This window comes from Paenibacillus sp. 7516, from assembly GCF_002272715.1.
In the GTDB taxonomy this organism is placed as follows: Bacteria; Bacillota; Bacilli; order Paenibacillales; family Paenibacillaceae; genus Paenibacillus; species Paenibacillus illinoisensis_A.
Map to the genome: position 1 here is coordinate 37,721 of NZ_NPBI01000008.1, position 16,928 is coordinate 54,648.

At 48.4% G+C, this 16,928-nt stretch carries 17 protein-coding genes; 1 reads left to right on the top strand and 16 read right to left on the bottom strand.

Going from position 1 to position 16,928, the window contains the following annotated elements; translation table 11 throughout:
* Positions 1-4: 4 nt before the first annotated feature.
* From CHI14_RS08630 to CHI14_RS08670, 10 genes are all read right to left on the bottom strand, one after another.
* Positions 5-943, bottom strand: a complete 939-nt coding sequence (locus tag CHI14_RS08630; RefSeq protein ID WP_095288029.1) for an AAA family ATPase — start codon at positions 941-943, stop codon at positions 5-7.
* 148 nt (positions 944-1,091) lie between these two features.
* On the bottom strand, positions 1,092-3,023 hold the full coding sequence (locus CHI14_RS08635) for an ABC-F family ATP-binding cassette domain-containing protein (RefSeq protein ID WP_095288030.1): 1,932 nt from the start codon (positions 3,021-3,023) through the stop codon (positions 1,092-1,094).
* Between the two features lie 67 nt (positions 3,024-3,090).
* A complete protein-coding gene (locus CHI14_RS08640; RefSeq protein WP_095288031.1) occupies positions 3,091-3,669 on the bottom strand; it encodes a TetR/AcrR family transcriptional regulator in 579 nt (192 codons plus the stop codon).
* Between the two features lie 13 nt (positions 3,670-3,682).
* Entirely contained in the window at positions 3,683-4,492 is an 810-nt protein-coding gene (locus CHI14_RS08645) for a DUF92 domain-containing protein (protein WP_095288098.1), read from the bottom strand.
* Positions 4,493-4,539: 47 nt separating this feature from the next.
* Positions 4,540-4,695 carry a hypothetical protein gene (locus tag CHI14_RS29915; RefSeq protein WP_170948059.1) on the bottom strand — a complete coding sequence of 52 codons (156 nt, stop codon included), beginning with the start codon at positions 4,693-4,695 and terminating at the stop codon, positions 4,540-4,542.
* A 23-nt stretch (positions 4,696-4,718) separates the two neighbouring features.
* Positions 4,719-5,492: an ABC transporter permease gene (locus CHI14_RS08650; protein ID WP_095288032.1), complete on the bottom strand. Its 774-nt coding sequence runs from the start codon at positions 5,490-5,492 to the stop codon at positions 4,719-4,721.
* A 17-nt stretch (positions 5,493-5,509) separates the two neighbouring features.
* Complete coding sequence (locus tag CHI14_RS08655; protein WP_095288033.1) at positions 5,510-6,286, bottom strand: ABC transporter ATP-binding protein; 777 nt, start codon at positions 6,284-6,286, stop codon at positions 5,510-5,512.
* A gap of 26 nt (positions 6,287-6,312) precedes the next feature.
* Positions 6,313-7,341, bottom strand: coding sequence for an ABC transporter substrate-binding protein (locus CHI14_RS08660; RefSeq protein WP_095288034.1), 1,029 nt, complete (start codon positions 7,339-7,341; stop codon positions 6,313-6,315).
* A 40-nt stretch (positions 7,342-7,381) separates the two neighbouring features.
* A complete protein-coding gene (locus tag CHI14_RS08665; RefSeq protein ID WP_095288035.1) occupies positions 7,382-8,830 on the bottom strand; it encodes an aryl-sulfate sulfotransferase in 1,449 nt (482 codons plus the stop codon).
* A 51-nt stretch (positions 8,831-8,881) separates the two neighbouring features.
* Complete coding sequence (locus CHI14_RS08670; RefSeq protein WP_095288036.1) at positions 8,882-9,439, bottom strand: MarR family winged helix-turn-helix transcriptional regulator; 558 nt, start codon at positions 9,437-9,439, stop codon at positions 8,882-8,884.
* Between the two features lie 352 nt (positions 9,440-9,791).
* Here CHI14_RS08670 and CHI14_RS08675 point away from each other — a divergent pair, with 352 nt between their 5' ends.
* A complete protein-coding gene (locus tag CHI14_RS08675) occupies positions 9,792-10,199 on the top strand; it encodes an SHOCT domain-containing protein (protein WP_095288037.1) in 408 nt (135 codons plus the stop codon).
* Positions 10,200-10,309: 110 nt separating this feature from the next.
* Here CHI14_RS08675 and CHI14_RS08680 read toward each other — a convergent pair whose 3' ends face one another.
* The 6 genes from CHI14_RS08680 to hemE all read right to left on the bottom strand — a co-directional run bounded on the left by CHI14_RS08680 (position 10,310) and on the right by hemE (position 16,791).
* Positions 10,310-10,942 (bottom strand): fumarylacetoacetate hydrolase family protein, encoded by a 633-nt coding sequence (locus CHI14_RS08680; protein WP_095288038.1) that lies wholly within the window; start codon positions 10,940-10,942, stop codon positions 10,310-10,312.
* Positions 10,943-10,993: 51 nt separating this feature from the next.
* Entirely contained in the window at positions 10,994-11,737 is a 744-nt protein-coding gene (locus CHI14_RS08685) for a glycerophosphodiester phosphodiesterase (RefSeq protein ID WP_095288039.1), read from the bottom strand.
* Positions 11,738-11,771: 34 nt separating this feature from the next.
* Positions 11,772-13,196 (bottom strand): CapA family protein, encoded by a 1,425-nt coding sequence (locus tag CHI14_RS08690; RefSeq protein WP_095288040.1) that lies wholly within the window; start codon positions 13,194-13,196, stop codon positions 11,772-11,774.
* A gap of 163 nt (positions 13,197-13,359) precedes the next feature.
* The gene (gene hemY / locus CHI14_RS08695) at positions 13,360-14,784 is read right to left on the bottom strand and encodes a protoporphyrinogen oxidase (protein WP_095288041.1); all 1,425 of its coding nucleotides are present in this window, start codon (positions 14,782-14,784) and stop codon (positions 13,360-13,362) included.
* The gene (gene hemH / locus CHI14_RS08700) at positions 14,784-15,734 is read right to left on the bottom strand and encodes a ferrochelatase (RefSeq protein ID WP_095288042.1); all 951 of its coding nucleotides are present in this window, start codon (positions 15,732-15,734) and stop codon (positions 14,784-14,786) included. Before hemH ends, hemY begins: the two co-directional genes overlap by 1 nt.
* Positions 15,727-16,791 (bottom strand): uroporphyrinogen decarboxylase, encoded by a 1,065-nt coding sequence (gene hemE / locus CHI14_RS08705; RefSeq protein WP_095288043.1) that lies wholly within the window; start codon positions 16,789-16,791, stop codon positions 15,727-15,729. Before hemE ends, hemH begins: the two co-directional genes overlap by 8 nt.
* Positions 16,792-16,928 lie beyond the last annotated feature (137 nt).

Below are 16,928 nucleotides of genomic sequence, written 5' to 3' on the forward strand. Positions count from 1 at the left end.
CACCCTAGTCAGCCTGCTCCACATACTGACGATATTGCTGCTCGATTTGTGTTACTTGCCTCTCATGATCTCGAATTTCATTTTTTAACACATGCAATGTACGACGGACGGTTAGACTGCCCTCCTCCACCTGGGATTCGGCTTTACGGATTTTGTCTTGCACCATCCAGTCCACGAAAAGATTGTCGAAGAAGTAATCTGCAAAGGATAATAATCCCCCAAGCTCCAAGTCGGCGTGTACCGCCATTTTCACATCTTCAAGCTCCTTCTGGAATCGCTTCAGATGTCTTCCCGCTTCAGTTAAGGCAGATTGAGCTTCATCCATGCGACCGCGTTTGATATGAGTGGATATCATACCTCCGCCCATCATGTCGTATACTCCCCAATTCCCTGCAGACTTGAGCGCATCCCCCGCACGGTTAAGTGCACTGAGCAGGCGTTCCCCTTCGCGGTCTGCCTCCTTAAGTTCCTTCATTTCTCCGCGTAAATGCTCCAGATCCTCTGCCAATTGCCTAAGTTCATCGTGGTTCGCCAGTAGTTGATTTTCCTTTTTGCCCCACAGCACCTTGTAATCATTTTCCCATAATCGATATTTACTCTGCTCATCCAGTTTGCGCTGCACTTCTTTTCTCTGCTCATGAATGTCTTGTAACATTTGGCAGGCTGTATCGTACTCAGCCTTACTCTCGATTAATTCCAGTTCTTCCTTCTCCAGCTTCTCCTGCTTTTTGCCAATCAAGTTATAGAAAAATGCAGATAAGGTCATACCATTCAGCCGGTCCACATCATTCTGCTCCTTCTGGAGATGCTCCAAGCGCCGCTGTACTTTCGCTTTCCACTCAGCTTCTTCCTGGTTCAACTTCTCCAGGCGATTGTTCCATTTCTCGTAAATTCTCCCCTTTTCCTTGAGCACAGCCAGTTGTTCATTCAATTCTTTATACATAAATGTGGTGTTCTCTCCTTTCGCTGGAATTATTTCCTTACTACTTACAACGTAATGGATATGGCTAACGTTTCATATAAAAAAATCGCCATCCTTCAAAACAAGGCGTTAAGCCCTATTTTAAAGAATGACGATTTGTACTTTTCGATTAGGATTTGCTTTTCTCAATCTGCTCTGCAAGCTCATTCAGGAACGTCCAGCGTTCCATCAGTTCTTCCAAATGACGCTCTGCTTCAGCCTGCTCTGCCATGAGTTCCTGCAAACGGGCTGAATCGCTGAAGGATTCCTCCATCGCCGTGTTGATCCGCGCAAGGTTAGCCTCCGCTTTCTCAATATTCTCGTCGATCTGATCATACTCCCGTTGTTCCTTGAAGCTGAATTTCAGCTTCGGCTTGGCCGTAGTTGCAGCAGGCTTAACCTCATCTGTTTTTGCTTTTTTCTCTGCTGAGGCAGTATCGCCCACCTGAGAAGCTCCCGGTGCATTCTTCAGCATCCATTCGGCATACTCACTATAGTCGCCAACATGTACCCGGATGGCTCCATTGCCCTCGAAGGACAGCACTTTATCCACTGTACGGTCCAGGAAATAGCGATCATGGGAGACAACGAAAACAACACCCGGGAAGTCATCCAGGTAATCTTCGAGTACCGCCAGCGTCTGAATATCCAGATCGTTCGTTGGCTCATCCAGCAGCAATACATTGGGCGCAGCCATCAATATACGCAGCAGATATAGACGACGCTTCTCCCCACCTGACAGACGGGATATTGGCGTCCACTGCGACGCAGGAGTAAAGAGAAACCGCTCCAGCATCTGTGCTGCCGTGATCAGGGATCCATCCGCCGTCCGCACATTCTCGGCCACTTCCTTGATATATTCAATGACACGCAGAGATTCGTTCATCTCCTGATGCTCTTGCGTGAAATAGCCCAGATTAACCGTTGGACCGAGAACGACTTCTCCAGCATCCGGTTCCAATTTACCCGAGATCAGCTGCAGCAGAGTCGATTTACCACTGCCATTCGGACCCACGATACCTACCCGGTCACCAGGCACGGCGATATAGTTCAGGTCCTCAATTAGTTTGCGACCACCTGCGGATTTGGATAAGTGCTCAATCTCCAGAATCTTTTTGCCCAAACGAGTAGAGCCTACCGAAACTTCCAATGAGCCAGAGCGATTCGGCCCCTGTTGATCCTTTAACTGTTCGAAACGGTCAATCCTTGCTTTTTGTTTCGTGGTCCGCGCCTTGGCCCCGCGACGGATCCAGGCAAGCTCTGTACGGAGCAGGTTTTGCCGTTTTTGCTCCGAGGCTGATTCGCGTTCTTCCCGCTCTGCCTTGAGCTCAAGGAAGCGGGTGTAGTTTGCTTCATAACGGAATAAACGCCCGTGGTCCAGCTCCAGCATCACATTCGCCACACGATCCAGGAAGTAGCGATCATGCGTAATCATGAGGAGTGCACCGCGACGTTTTTGCAGACATTGCTCCAGCCAAACAACGGAATCATTATCGATATGGTTCGTCGGCTCATCCAGAATAAGAAGCTCACAGGGGTGAATCAGCGCAGACGCTAGAGCCACCCTCTTGCGTTGTCCTCCGGACAATGTTCCCATTAGCGCGTCAAATTGACGAATACCCAGTTTGGACAGAATGCTTTTGGCTTCACTTTCCATCTGCCAGGTCTGAAGCTGCTCCATCTGTTGATTTAGACGTAATAACCGCTCTTGCAAGGCAGGATCGGATGGATTCAATTCCAACAGTTCCATCGTCTCCGTGTATTCACGCACTGTTTTCATCTCTGGGCTATCGCCCTCGAATACTTGCTGCAGTACGGTATTGTCAGGGTTAAAATCGGGATTTTGTGCCAGAAACTGAATGCGGACATCATTCCCGATGGCAATCTGTCCTTCATCAGCCGGTTCCATGCCTGCAATTACACGCAGAAACGTGGACTTTCCCGTTCCGTTTACGCCAACGACGCCGATCTTATCCTGGTCGCCCATGCCAAACGAAGCGTCCTTGAACAATATTTTTTCGCCATAGCTTTTTGAAATTTGCTCTACCGTCATTATGTTCATTGCTCGTTACCCACTTCTCTGTAAATTGAGATTCAAGAGTCTCTTGATTCCATGCTCATGATGATACTTACACTTGTAAAAAAGAACGACAACCGTCCAGAAATAGTGCCGCTGCAAAAGCAATCCGTTTATTCAGATCTTCCTCATTGAACTCCGGATTCAGCATAATATCCATCTTCAATCGATCCAAAATCCCGATATAGGCTTCTGCCAAAAGCACAGGTTCAGGTACACTTGCACTTTTCAGCACCTCACACACCATGCTCATATACTCATTCATAAAGGCCTTCATGAATTTCATTAGATCCGGATCGTTATTAGGTGCCATAAAAAACAGCTTCGTATGATTGCGCCGCTCGTAATAATAAGTCAGGTGTGTCTTGGCGATTGCGCCAAGCTTCTCCCCTGTATTCTCCTGAGATTTCAAGGCATAATCAAGCCTGCTGATAAAACTGTTACAGTCCCGCTTGGAAACGGCGACGAATAGTTGTTCTTTGCTTTTGAAATATAAATAAATGGTGCCTTTTGCAATGCCAGCTTCCTCAGCAATATCGGACATTTTCGTCTCATAAAATCCTTTTGATCCAAAAATACCATAAGCCGCATCCAAAATAGCCTCCGACTTGTCTCCCTGCACAGTGCTCACTTGCACTCCCTCCCTACAGCGCCAAAATAATACCCAAACCGATAGCCACACATCCTCCGATCACCGAACTCAGCACGTTGACCAGATCGTTGCTCATCCATGTCCAGCCTCGTGCGCGAACGGTCTTGTGGCCACAGTGTTCACTGACCTCAACTTCACGGCCGCATTCAGTACAGCGATACATCAACTGAACTGTTGCTCCAAGGTAGGAATCGGCAAATGCTCCAGCCAGTCCACCTACAAGACCAACACACGTCCAGCTCAGAAATCCGAGCGTTTCAAAGTCTGCGATCCAAGAAAAGAAAAATGCCCCTGCCCCAATTAAAGCTCCGCCTATTGCCGCCGCTGTTGTCCCAAGTAACGACACACCACCGGAAGCGCCCGGGGTCAGCACCCTCCAACTCACCACGGAACGTGGCGGCTTGCGGCTCAGGCTGCCGAGTTCGGTAGCCCAGGTATCGGAGGTTACAGTTGCCATTACACCAATGAAAGCATAGATCCAGGCTGGGTGTGGATAAATCCAGTATCCCAAACATAGAAGCATGCCCATCCCGCCGTTGGCAAACACTTGCCCTGCATCCCGATTGCCTGTCTTGGCATACGATTTCTCCAGCTCCTGCTTGCGTTCCTTCCGATACTTGGACAACAAGGTTGAAGTTATGAAAAACAACAGCAGTGTGCCAAACCAAAACAGGTTGCCTGCCCCGTAATAGATCGTTCCCATCAACACAGCTGCCAAGCAGCCGGACAGGGTTAGCGACTTCTTCGCGTAGGCTGCACCCGCCACAATAAAAGCGCATACGGCGCCGATAATCCAGTCCATAATCTCTCCTGCATGTGGCAGCATCTATGGTCCACATGACGTTTATGTTATTTTTGAAATTCAATTATACCACGGTTTGAGCCCAATGCCGAAACTCCCGTTGCAGGCATTACAAAAACCTGATTCGGCAGCTTAGAAAGCTGCGAACCAGGTCTGCTGGATGAAATATAATCGATCAAAAACTGCCCTTTTGCAACAAACATCTCGTCGTCCGCTCCGTACAGTGTCAGCCTCGCTTGACCCCGCCGATGACGCCATACCGATACAACACACGGCGACCAAACCAGTTGAACAAACGATCCGTGAGAAAACCCATGAATCCCAATGAAATTAGACCAACAAAAATCCAGTCCGTCCGGAAAAACAGCCGTGAATTCCAGATCAGATAACCTACGCCTTCATTAGAAGCAATCATCTCTGCACCGATAATGGCCATATAGGAAGTTCCCATCGCCAATCGAATACCTGTGAAAATGTATGGGGTCGTAGCAGGGACAACCACATGCAGCAAAATCTGCCACTCATTCGCACCCATACTGCGGGCTGAACGAATCTTATCCTCTTCAATGGACAGGACACCCGTCAGTGTATTCAGTACAACAATGAAAAATGTCGCATACATGATCAGTGCAATCTTGGACTGTTCCCCAATGCCGAACCAGACCAGGAACAATGTAATGAAAGCAATTGGCGGGATAAATCGAATAAAATTAAGAAAGGGTTCGGCAAACAGACGGATGATGTGAACCTTGCCAATAAGCAGCCCTACCGGAATGGCAATGACACTTCCCAGCACCCATCCAGCCAGTACACGTGTGAAACTAATCCCGATATACTGCATGAGTGTGCCATCCGCAATTAATTCGCGAGCACCCTGCACAGTATCCCATGGACCAGGAATCACGTCCGGCCCGTAGAGCAATGCACCAAGCTGCCATATCAGAATGACTGTAACCCATAATATCGGTACAGACACCCACTTTTTCTCCAACCATTTCATGGTCCAGATCACCTCAGTTATTCTTCAAAATGGCTTTGAATCTGATCGTACAGGCTATTGAATTCAGCCGAAGCAATATTTCTCGGATAAGACTGAACGTTATGGTAAATATCCGTTATATTCGACGAAGGCCCCACTGACATGATTCCGATCCGTTCACCGAGCAATAGAGCCTCCTGGATGTCATGGGTGACAAAAATAACCGTCTTATGTGTTTCCCTCCAGATATTCACCAGTTCCTTCTGCATGACTCTTCGAGTCATGGCATCCAGCGCACCGAAAGGTTCATCCATGAGCAGAATCGCCGAGTCATTGGCAAGCACCCGCGCCAGTTGTACCCGCTGCTTCATGCCTCCAGACAGCTCCTTCGGATACTTCCCTTCATGTCCTCCCAACCCCACGAGCTGAATGTATCGGTCCGAAATCGTACGGCGTTCAGACTTGGGCACCTTGGACATCCGAAGCCCAAACTCAACATTTTCCCTTACGGTAAGCCACGGAAAGAGTGAGGAATCTGCCTGTTGGAACACCATCGCACGATCCCTTCCGGGTCTGTCAATCTCCTTGTTATTCACTTTAAGCTGCCCGCCCGACTTGGAGATAAAACCCGCGATCATATTAAGTAACGTTGATTTTCCGCAGCCGCTGGGACCAAGCAGAACGAAGAATTCGCCGCCCTTGATCACCAGATCAACATCCTTGATAATGTAATGCACTTCTCCATGGGTTGGAGCATTATAGGTTTTGCGAAGCTGTTCAATATGAATCGTGTGACGATCTGCGGGTAATGACATAAGGACCCCTCCAGTACGTTTTTGGGTTACTCGGTATAAGTTACTTTATCCGGCAATGCCTGTTTCAGAAGTTCCAGGTTTAACTTGCCTTTGAGATCAAAATCGTGCTCAATGATTCCGTTATCCACCATGTATTGCTTCTGTCCCGCCAAACTATCATAAGCTTCCTGGGTAAATCCAACGATCCACGGATTGATGGGAAGATCCTTCAATGTTGCTTCCTTGGGTTGTTTTGTCTCCTTGTACATTAGATCCGCTACCTCCTCAGGATGAGCTTGGGCATATGTCGAAGCTTCGTCTAGGGCTACAAGAAAACCCTTTATCGTGTCCGGATTAGCCTCAATGAACTCATTGCTTGCGACCAGTCCCATGCCAAGCCTTACCGGAGTCTGGGACATATCTGTCAGCTGGTGCACCCCTTCGAGCGTATCGAACTTGTCAGTTAATGCAGATCCGATAACCCAAGTGGCATCCAGTTCCCCTTGCTTCAAAGCAATATAGGACTCATCGAAGGCCCCTTGCCCAATCTGCTTCACATCAGCAAGCGCAAGCCCCTGATCCTTCAAATACTCATCCCACAGATAAGGAATGAATGTTCCGCGAATAAAGCTTACGCTCTTGCCCTTCAAGTCTGCACCCGTCTGAATCTCATCCTTGGCATACAGCTTCCATGCAGCTGCTGCTTCATCCGTTGTCTGACCCGCAGAAGCGATGATCGAATAATCCCCTTTGGCCAGAGCGTTCAACACCGGGAAGTCAGCACCGTAGGCAATGTCGACCTGTTTGATAAACAGTGCATTCACTCCTTCTGCCGGAGAACCAAACGTGATACTCTCTGCATCAATGCCTTGGCTTTCAAAGAACCCTTTGGCAATGGCTACCCTGAACGTCGGGTTTGTGCTCGTATCCGCTATGCGGATCTTTACCTTGGCGGCACTACCTTCGGAGCCGCCCTTCGCTTCGGATACCGTTCCGTTTGAAGAACATCCGGAGATGATAAAAGTTATGGAAAGGAGCAGCAGGAATGCTCCCTTTAAAATGGCTGTTTTTTTCACAACATGCACCCCGTTCGATCAATTTATCATCTGGCTGCCGTTAACTGCCTTGTTTTCCCTCATCCGATGTTGCTACGCAAGCTGCTCCTTCAACAAACGGCAGTGTTGTCTCTACATTCACTACCGAGTCAGAGCCTTTGGCTGCTGCTCCCGGCACTCTGTAGACCGATACATCAATGGCTTCGATCGCCACCTCTTCCGGCTTCTCCAGTTGAGGAACCCATTGATATGGAACCCGATACGAACGGTATACCATATTGGTATTACGCCCATCTTTATAAGGAGAAATATACTCCCACACCAGCTCGTGCTCTGCTGTAACTTCAAGCAATCTGCCATTGGACCCTTCGGTGATCAACGTGTTACCGTTAGGCAAGCGCTGGGCTGAACTGATATATGGGCTGTAGAATTTATACGAATCGGTTGGAACGGAAAAGCCAGCTTCGGCTGAGGTATACTGCCACACAATCTCCAGTGTCAACGGGTCAATCTCAAGCACGCGCGAATGATCACGAATAGCATGTTTCAAGCCGTATGGAGAAGCCGGATTCGGAAGACCATAACCTGCCCATCCTCCATTATCAAACACCAGCAGATTGCCCTCACCCGGCAGGCCTTGAGGAATGATATGCGCATGATGCTGTCCGATAATGGTGCCGATATGCTTCGCTTCAGGAGAGGAATAATCCGGGCCGAGCTTCCAAACAATCTTGCCGCTCTGTCTGTCTGTAATGGCAATAATGTTGGCTTCTCTGGCATCCCATATGATGTTATCCGGGTTAAAGCGCTCGTCTCCCGCTTCATAGAACCGGTTGGGGCCAACATAGGAAGCCGAGTTAATATGCAGCCAATCACCTACACCTCCACCAAGGTGACCAAATGATCGTGTGTTCGGGTCACGGTACAATACATTGCGCGCTGCCTCGTCAAAGCCCAGTTCTTCAAAATGCTCGTTCGGAAGCCATTCCCACAACACATTGCCTTCCCAATCCACTTCAATAATGGCATCATCGAGTAAAGGTTTATCCGAGATTTGCGGATTGCTTACATTTTTGTGAGCCAAGATCAGTGTCTTGCCACCCTGCGTTTTCGGAGCAAGCCCAGGTGCATAATACCCTACCGGATTGCCCTCACGCTGAAAATCATGGTGCTGACGGGCGTACCACAATGGTTCGTATCCCGGATCTTCAATATGTTCGTAGCTATTGTATTTCCACACGATGTTGCCATCCCAGTCCACCTGCACCAGGTCCACATTATCCTGAATACCGAACTTGGGATCTCTTCTGCCCGTGCTTCCCAGCACATAACCTCCGGGGAAAATCTTGGCCGGAAATCCGAGCAGTCCTTTCCAGAGGTGAACTTCCTTACCGTTCATATCAATTAAGACAACGCCTTCTTCACCTGCCTGGTACACGGTGTAACCACCCCAAGCCTTTTCCGGATTATACAGCGTTGCTCCCGTTGGATAAATTGTTGAGTGTCCCATCGTTCTCATCTCTCCCTTGGATTGTTAAATTCATTCACTACAGTTCAAGCATTAATAACTGAGATAGTTGTTCTTTCCGGAATTCCCCTTTCGCTTCTGTTCAAGGTCGTTGTCCACAGACGGATCTGTCTCATCTCTCGTGTTGCTCTCGGCAAGCTCCAGCAGTGTATCTGAGAATCCTTCCAGATTCGCGATCACTCGCTCATACAATTGGCTTTGCTGTTCCAGTTCCGCAGTGGTGAATCCCTCAAACAGAAGCGTGATACATCGGGCACCGATATTGCTATTTCGGGCATACATCTCCCTACCTTTGGCGGTTATATCGAGCAGGACGGTACGGCGATCGTCTTCCTTGCGTCTGCGGATCGTTAATCCCTTTTTCTCCAGCTTGTCAGTCAGTGCAGTAATGGCACCGGAAGTAAAGTCCAATTGATCGGCCAGGTCCCCGAGCCGCTGTTCACCTTCACGAATGATTTTGTGCAGGATAAGCATACCCGGCAGGCTAACTCCTTCCACCGTTATGCGATCCCGCTCCTTGACGAATCGTCTGACCATCTTGCGAAACAGCCAGTCCGTTTTCTCCAACGCATCCCAATCTCTCTCGTTCATTTCATTTCCTCCTATCCAACCGAAACGTTAGCAAGTACGCAAAAAGGCTCCCGAAGACATTCCATATGGAGTAGTCCCGGGAGCCTTTGGTGGTCCAATCAGCTCGCATCCGTATTCAAATTTATTTCACTGTTCATTTAATGAGTGTTAAAATAATTGAGTTCATCATATAACCTACTAACCCAACCTGTCAAGTAAGAATTAAAGTTATTTATTTTTTTGCCTGTTAGGATTTATTTATGCCATTTTAAGTTTCACTTCAGCTTCTCCGGTTAAACTAATCTCAGATCAAAACAACAAGATTAAGCTACGATTCACTTCGTACTTAAATACAGAAGCGAGGATGACAAGAATGAATATAAAACGCGTAATGTTTGTGGGTACGATGATTGTAACCATGTCCTTTGCAGGAACCGCCTGGAGCAAATCAGCCATTTCGCCGATCCCCTTAACGGAGTGGTCCATTGTAAGTATAAATACCAAAGATGATAACAAGGATGAGCTGCTGAGTGCCCTGAACCACTCCTCCGAGGAAGATCTGTATCAGGATCTGTACACAGGCAAATCACTCAAAACCATTGCGGACGAGAATGACGGAGATTTCAGTCAGGTCGTGGCTTTGCAGGTCAACCAACTCAGGCAGCAGCTGGATGATCGTCTGGCAAGCGGAAGTATCACCCAAGAGCAATATGAGGCACAACATGCGGAAATCGAACAAATTGTTCTGGAAAGCGCCCGTACCTCTTATGAGTGGGCCTAAGCGTGTACAGATGGGTGTTCATTTATCTTCTATGATCACGTCAAAAAGGAGCGGTTTCCCGCCCCTGAATGGATGACTGTATAATTATAATTCATACGAAACTTACAGGATTATTTCGCTGCTGCAATGGTACATTTCCCAACGGATTGACCATCCCAGGCGAGCTCAAGCACATCTCCCTCTACGGTTGGTCCCACACCCTCCGGTGTCCCGGTGAAGATGATATCGCCTGCGCCAAGACCATAGTGATGTCCTACATAATCAACAATGTGTTGAAGGTCAAAAATCATGTTGCCAATGTTGCCTCGCTGCACTTCAACACCATTTTTGGTCAGGGTAAAGTCTTTTTCAAGCAAAGCTTCCGTACCGGAAAAGGCCTGAAAACCACTTACAGGTGCGGAATTTTTGAATCCTTTGGCCGCAGTCCACGGGTGGCCTTTCTTCTTGATGACCGACTGTACATCACGCAGCGTAAAATCAATGCCAAATGCATACGATCCGATCAAATCCTCTACAGCAACCCCTGGTTCATAACTACGGCCGATTTGAACGACCAGTTCAGCCTCATAGTGAACTTCCCCACGGGAAGCAGGTAATGCAATCACCTCTCCGTTCATGGGTACAACCGCATGCGAAGGCTTCATGAAGATCATCGGTTCATCCGGAACCGCGTTACCCAGCTCTTCCGCATGAAGTTTATAATTGCGTCCTACACAGTATACGTTACGAATCGTTGAGAGCATCGGAATACGACCACCTTTATTGGATTAATTAGCGAATATGGACCCTAATCTTTATGCCCGGTTGCTCGACTTTTGCAATGCCTGATTCCAAGCGTCCGGACGATTCGTGCACAGCATGAGCTCAGGATCAATTGCAGCGAGGCGCTTCATAATGATCTTATCGTCTACGGTCCAGGCCATGACCTGAATGCCATCGTTCTTCATTTCCCGCATCAGTGATTTGTCCACGTTGGTGTAACCGATTGACAGGAACCCACATTGCAGCTGACGAAGTCTAGCTAATAGATCTCCCGGACGAGCATCAATGATGAGACCTGTAGTGATTTCGGGTGCTATTTTTTTGGATTCAGTTAGCGCAGCAGGTTCAAAGGAAGTGAAAACGACTTCGTCTTGCATATTTCTTTTTCTTACTTCCTCAATAACCGCTGCCGGCAACCTCGGGTACATGTCTCCTTGTGTTTTCAGCTCAATGTTTAGACGTACTTTGCCCTTACAGCTGTCCAACACTTCACTGAGAGCAGGTACGCGTTCCCCCGCATATGCCTTGGACTTCCAGCTCCCTGCATCCAGCTTCTGAATATCAGACCAGTTCGTCTCCCGTACAAGCCCTTCTCCATTCGTCGTCCGGTTGAACGAAAAGTCATGGATGACTACAGGCACGCCGTCGCGGGACAATTGAACGTCCAGTTCGATCCATGTTACATAAGGCTGCTCCATGGCCAGCTGAAAAGCTGCCATCGTATTCTCAGGTGCTGTGGAAGAAAATCCACGGTGTGCTACACATAGGTTACTCATGTATTCCCACTCCTTAGATGTATTCATTCTTGTATCAGCTTGTTGAAGCTACTCCATTCGCATCAAACCGAATGCCTGGTGAGAGCTTAGTCATCTGCTCCAATAACAGCTTATTGGCATCACCTAACATTGGTATGGCCTGACCAAGCCCCGCCTCATATGGAATAACCTTCATACTGCACTTCGCTTCCGCGCTGCATTCTGCCTGAAAAACAGCTGTTTTCCAGGTTTCTTCCGTCGTTGATTTCGAAAAAATAAAATTGCCTGTGCTATATGCGATCCACTTGCCCTTATAATACTCTACTCCTTGAAGCACGTGAGGATGCCCACCAATGACGAGATCAGCCCCAGCATCCACAAACTCATGTGCCAGCCTGGTCTGATCATCATTGGGTGTACTGACTCGCTCTTCTCCCCAATGTGCTACCACGATCACAAGGTCCGCCTTCTGACGAGCTTCTTGAATCGCGTTTACCGCCCCTGTAGAATCATAGGTTTCTGCAACACCCGCACGATTCCCTTCAGCTTTCCAGGTCGATTCCGGCACAACCCGGCTGAAGCCAAGCAGTGCGATCTTGATGCCTTTCCGTTCCAGGTAGGCAGGCGCATAAGCCTCGTCCCTGTTCATTCCGGCCCCAGTATGCGCAATACCATATTCCTGAAGGTAGGTTAGCGTGTCGACCAGTCCTTCAACACCCTGATCCAAAATGTGATTGTTGGCCAGGTTTACTGCGTCAAATCCGGCAGCAGCCATTGCTGCCAATGCTTTTGGCGAAGATTTGTAAACATATGTTTTGTTCTCAGCAGCTGATCCGCCCAGGGTGACGGGTGTCTCCAGGTTGCCTACGGTCAGATCATCATTCTTGAACAGGCTGCCGAGCTTGGCATAAGGATAATCGTAGCCATTCTTATCCAGCAATTCGGCCACCTTGCCAGAGAACTGAATATCACCAACAAAATTAATGGTGACGTTCTTCCCTGATCCTGTAGGCTGCGGAACCGTAGTTTGGGCTCCCGAACTTTCATTGTCCTTCGGATTTGATGGTTTGGCTGTTCCCGTCCCTGTTGCTCCTTCGTCGGACCCTTTAACAGACTCCTTACTGCCTGAATCCGGTGTTTCAACGCCGGATGAAACGCTCTCATCTTCGGCAGTTTCTGACTCCGGACTGGTTACTTCCATAGAATCTTGTTCTGCATCCGGCTCTGCATCTGACTCCGCTTCAGGGGAATCCAGCACATCGCCACCTTTGGCATCCTCCTGATCCGCAGGTTGTTGTTCTTTCACTACAGGTTCATTTGTCGCCAGCTCCGCTTGCTGTTTCTGCACCTCTGCTGCGTAATATATGCCTACCCCTCCGATTGCAGCAATCAGAAACAGATTAATCATCCAGATAATACGTCTGCGTGCACGTTTTTCTTTTTTCTTTTGATTACTTCGATTTGATCTTGGGGGATACATAGGCAGCTCCTCTTCTTCTACAGCAATCCTTTATCATTATATCAGGCATATCCTGGATTTCCATCATTCAATTCACTTGTAAATAAATATCCTGCATGAAAAAAGCTGCCTCTCCTACAGAATGAATTCATTCCGCGGGAGAGGCAGCCTTATAGTGATTGCATTAGTGCACAGCCAGCTTCTGAACTGCCTGAAGCGACATTTCTTTTGCCTGTTTGATACAGTCCGGCAAACCTACTCCTTCATAACCAGCACCTGCAATGTAGACACCCGGCAGCTTACTGCCAAGTTCCTCACGCAGTGCGGCAATATGCTGAAGATGGCCTACGGGATACTGCGGCATGGATTTGCGTAGGCGGGTAATCTCCGAGAAGATCGGAACGGCCTCTACACCCATCGTTTCCCGCAGATCCTTGAGCACCAGAGCTGTCAGCGCATCATCGGGAAGTTCAACATTTTGCTCGTCTCCCGAGCGGCCGACATAACAACGCAGCAGCACTTTGTCATCTGGACTGGTGTGCAGCCATTTGGTCGATGTCCAGGTACAGGCTGTAATATTCCGCCCTTCCTTGCGTGGAACGAGGAAGCCTGAACCATCAAATACATGTTCAATATCCTTTTTCTCAAAAGCAAGAACCACATTGGCTACAGATACGTAATTAATTGCATCCAGCGCAGAGGTGTCTACATGCGGTTTGAGCAGTTCAGACGCCACATACGTCGGGACTGTAACAATCACGTCATCCGCTTCAATACGCTCACCGTTATTGAGCTCCACACTGTACCTCGTTTGACCACCTTGCTGAACATCCAATGATAGAACAGACGTATTCAGACGCTGCTCCACATCCTGCATATCGTGAACCAAGGCATGAACAAGACTCTGGAGTCCTTGGCGAAAATTCAAGAACGCGCTTTTCTTCGTTCCCGTATGTGTCTCCGCAGGTTTACGACCTGTCATCATGCCGCGGATCAGACTACCATAATCCCGTTCCACTTCACCGAATTGCGGGAATGTCGCCTGAAGACTCAGACGACGCATATCCCCGGCATAAATACCGGCAAGCAGAGGCTCGGTCAGGTTTTCAAGCACCTCCGGACCAAGACGCCGTTCGATCATGTAACCGAGGGATTCATCTTCCGCGGTACGGCGCGGTGGAATAAAGAAATCCATCAACGCGCGCAGCTTGCCTGCCGGAGAAACCAGGCCACTTCTCAGAAATGGCTTCAACTCTGTTGGTATTCCGAGCACAAGTCCAGCAGGCATGGGGTGAAGCTTGCCCCGCTGCATAATATACGTTTTTTTGGATTCCGGATTTTGGCTTACCAGTTCATGATCCATTTCCAATTCCTTGGCGAGATCAATCATGGCAGTTTTGCGGGCCAGGAATGAATCGGGTCCTTTTTCAATGACAAATCCATCCCGGTGCAGCGTCTCAATCATTCCACCCATGGACGAACTTTTCTCAATCAGTGTAATTTGCGGTTCAATCCCGGCTTCCCGGTAATGCTTCCGAATATAAAATGCCGCGCTGAGGCCAGTCAGGCCTCCACCAACGACAACAACTCGACGTTTCTGGTCTTCCATTACACATCCGACCCTTGCTGCCACTGGCTAATGATGACGTCACTTAACGTCTCCATATAGAGAGGATCACTATTGAGCGAATCGATCCGCATTAGGCGCATGTCAATCTCCTTCGCAATCGCTTTGGCCTCAATATCCAGATCATAGAGTACTTCAAGATGATCAGAGACGAATCCAATCGGAGCAACAAGCACATCCTCAACCTGTTCGCGAGACAGTTCCTGAAGAGTATCCAGAATATCCGGTCCAAGCCACGGTTCAGCCGTACGTCCAGCGCTTTGCCACGTAAACTGCCAGTTGCTGATACCTACACGTGATGCAATCACTTCTGAGGTTTCAAGCAATTGCTGCGGATAAGGATCACCCAAGCTTACGATCCGCTCCGGCAAGCTGTGTGCACTGAACAGGACTCGTACCTCACCGCGCTTCGCCCCAGCCTCTTCAAATTCATCCAGCTTGGCACTGACACGGGAAGAGAGAGCCTGAATCAGCTTAGGATGCAGGTGGTAGCTCTCAACAAAAGACATTTGAATTCCCAGTTCCTCTGCTTTCTCACGAGCACGCTTGATGTAGCTGCCCACACTCATTGTGGAATAGTGAGGAGCAAGTACAACACCGACTGCTGTCTGAATTCCGTCCTTCGCCATCTGTTCCACACCATCTTCAATAAATGGATGAGCATGCTTCAGCCCTTGATAACAACGGAACTCCACTCCGTTCGTACGCTCATCCTGGCTCAGCGTCTCCTGCAGGGCCTTAACCTGATTATCTGTATTTTCACGCAGCGGGAAAACGCCCCCAACGATAGCCTCATACCGGTCCGTCAGTTCCTTCAGTTGTTCCGGCTCAGGCGGCCGTCCTCTACGAATATGTGTGTAGTACGCTTCAATACTTTCCATATTTTCAGGTGTGCCATAAGACATCACCAGTACACCTACGGTATTAGTCATTGCTAACCGTCACCCCCGTCTTCAAAACTTCTGCAGAATATTCATGAATATATGCCGTAAGTTCTCTCAATTTCTCAAGAGAAGCTTCCGGGAACAAGCCATGTCCCAGATTGAAAATATAACCTGGCTCCTTGATACCTTCATCAATAATGACTTTGGCCTGCTGCTTAATCAAGTCCATCGGTGCTGTCAGCACATAGGGATCCAGATTGCCTTGTACGGCAAATTTGCCACCCAGTCTCTTGCGGCCTTCTGTGATGGAAACTCTCCAGTCCAGACCGATCACATTGGCTTGCAGATCCGTCAGAGTCGGTAGCAGTTCACCGGAGGCCACACCAGGGAAATAGATTTTCGGTACATTCAAATCCGATAATTCGGTAAAGATACGGGTAATCGTCGGCAACACATACGTTTTGAAATCATTTGGAGAAAGGGCTCCAACCCAGCTGTCGAATAGCTGAAAAGCCTTGCCTCCATTAGCAATGTGTGCACGGGCATATGTAATTACCATATCACCTAGTTTTTGCATGAGCTTGTGCCATACTTCAGGCTCGCTGTACATCATGGTTTTGGTCCGAATGTAGCCCTTTGAAGGACGACCCTCGATCAGATAGCTGGCAATCGTAAATGGAGCGCCCGCAAATGTAATAAGGGGAACATCCAATTCCTTGTCCAGAATCCGAATGGTTTCCAAAATATGCGACAGGTCCCCTTCGACGTCAATCGGACGCAGACGATCCACATCTGCCGCCGAACGGATAGGGTTATCAATGACGGGACCAATATTTTTTACAATATCAAAATCAATGCCCAAAGACGCAACCGGATTCATAATATCGGAGTACAAAATAGCCGCATCCACACCGAGTTTACGTACCGGCATGAGTGTAACTTCAGCTGCTAGCTCTGGCCTGCGGCAAATTTCGAGCAAAGAGTACTTTTCCTTAATTTTACGATATTCAGGATCATAACGCCCAGCCTGACGCATGTACCACACAGGAACACGGTCCACTTGTTGCTTGAAGCTGGCTCGAATCAAACGATCATTATAGCTCATGTAAGAAGCCTCCAATAGTTTTTGGACTCATAACTCTCATTATGCCCTTTTTGAAGAGCTGTAACAACCACGTGCCGATCTGTTCCGATGACAATACTATGACATTCCTTACATCGCCTCATCCATATGCCAATTAT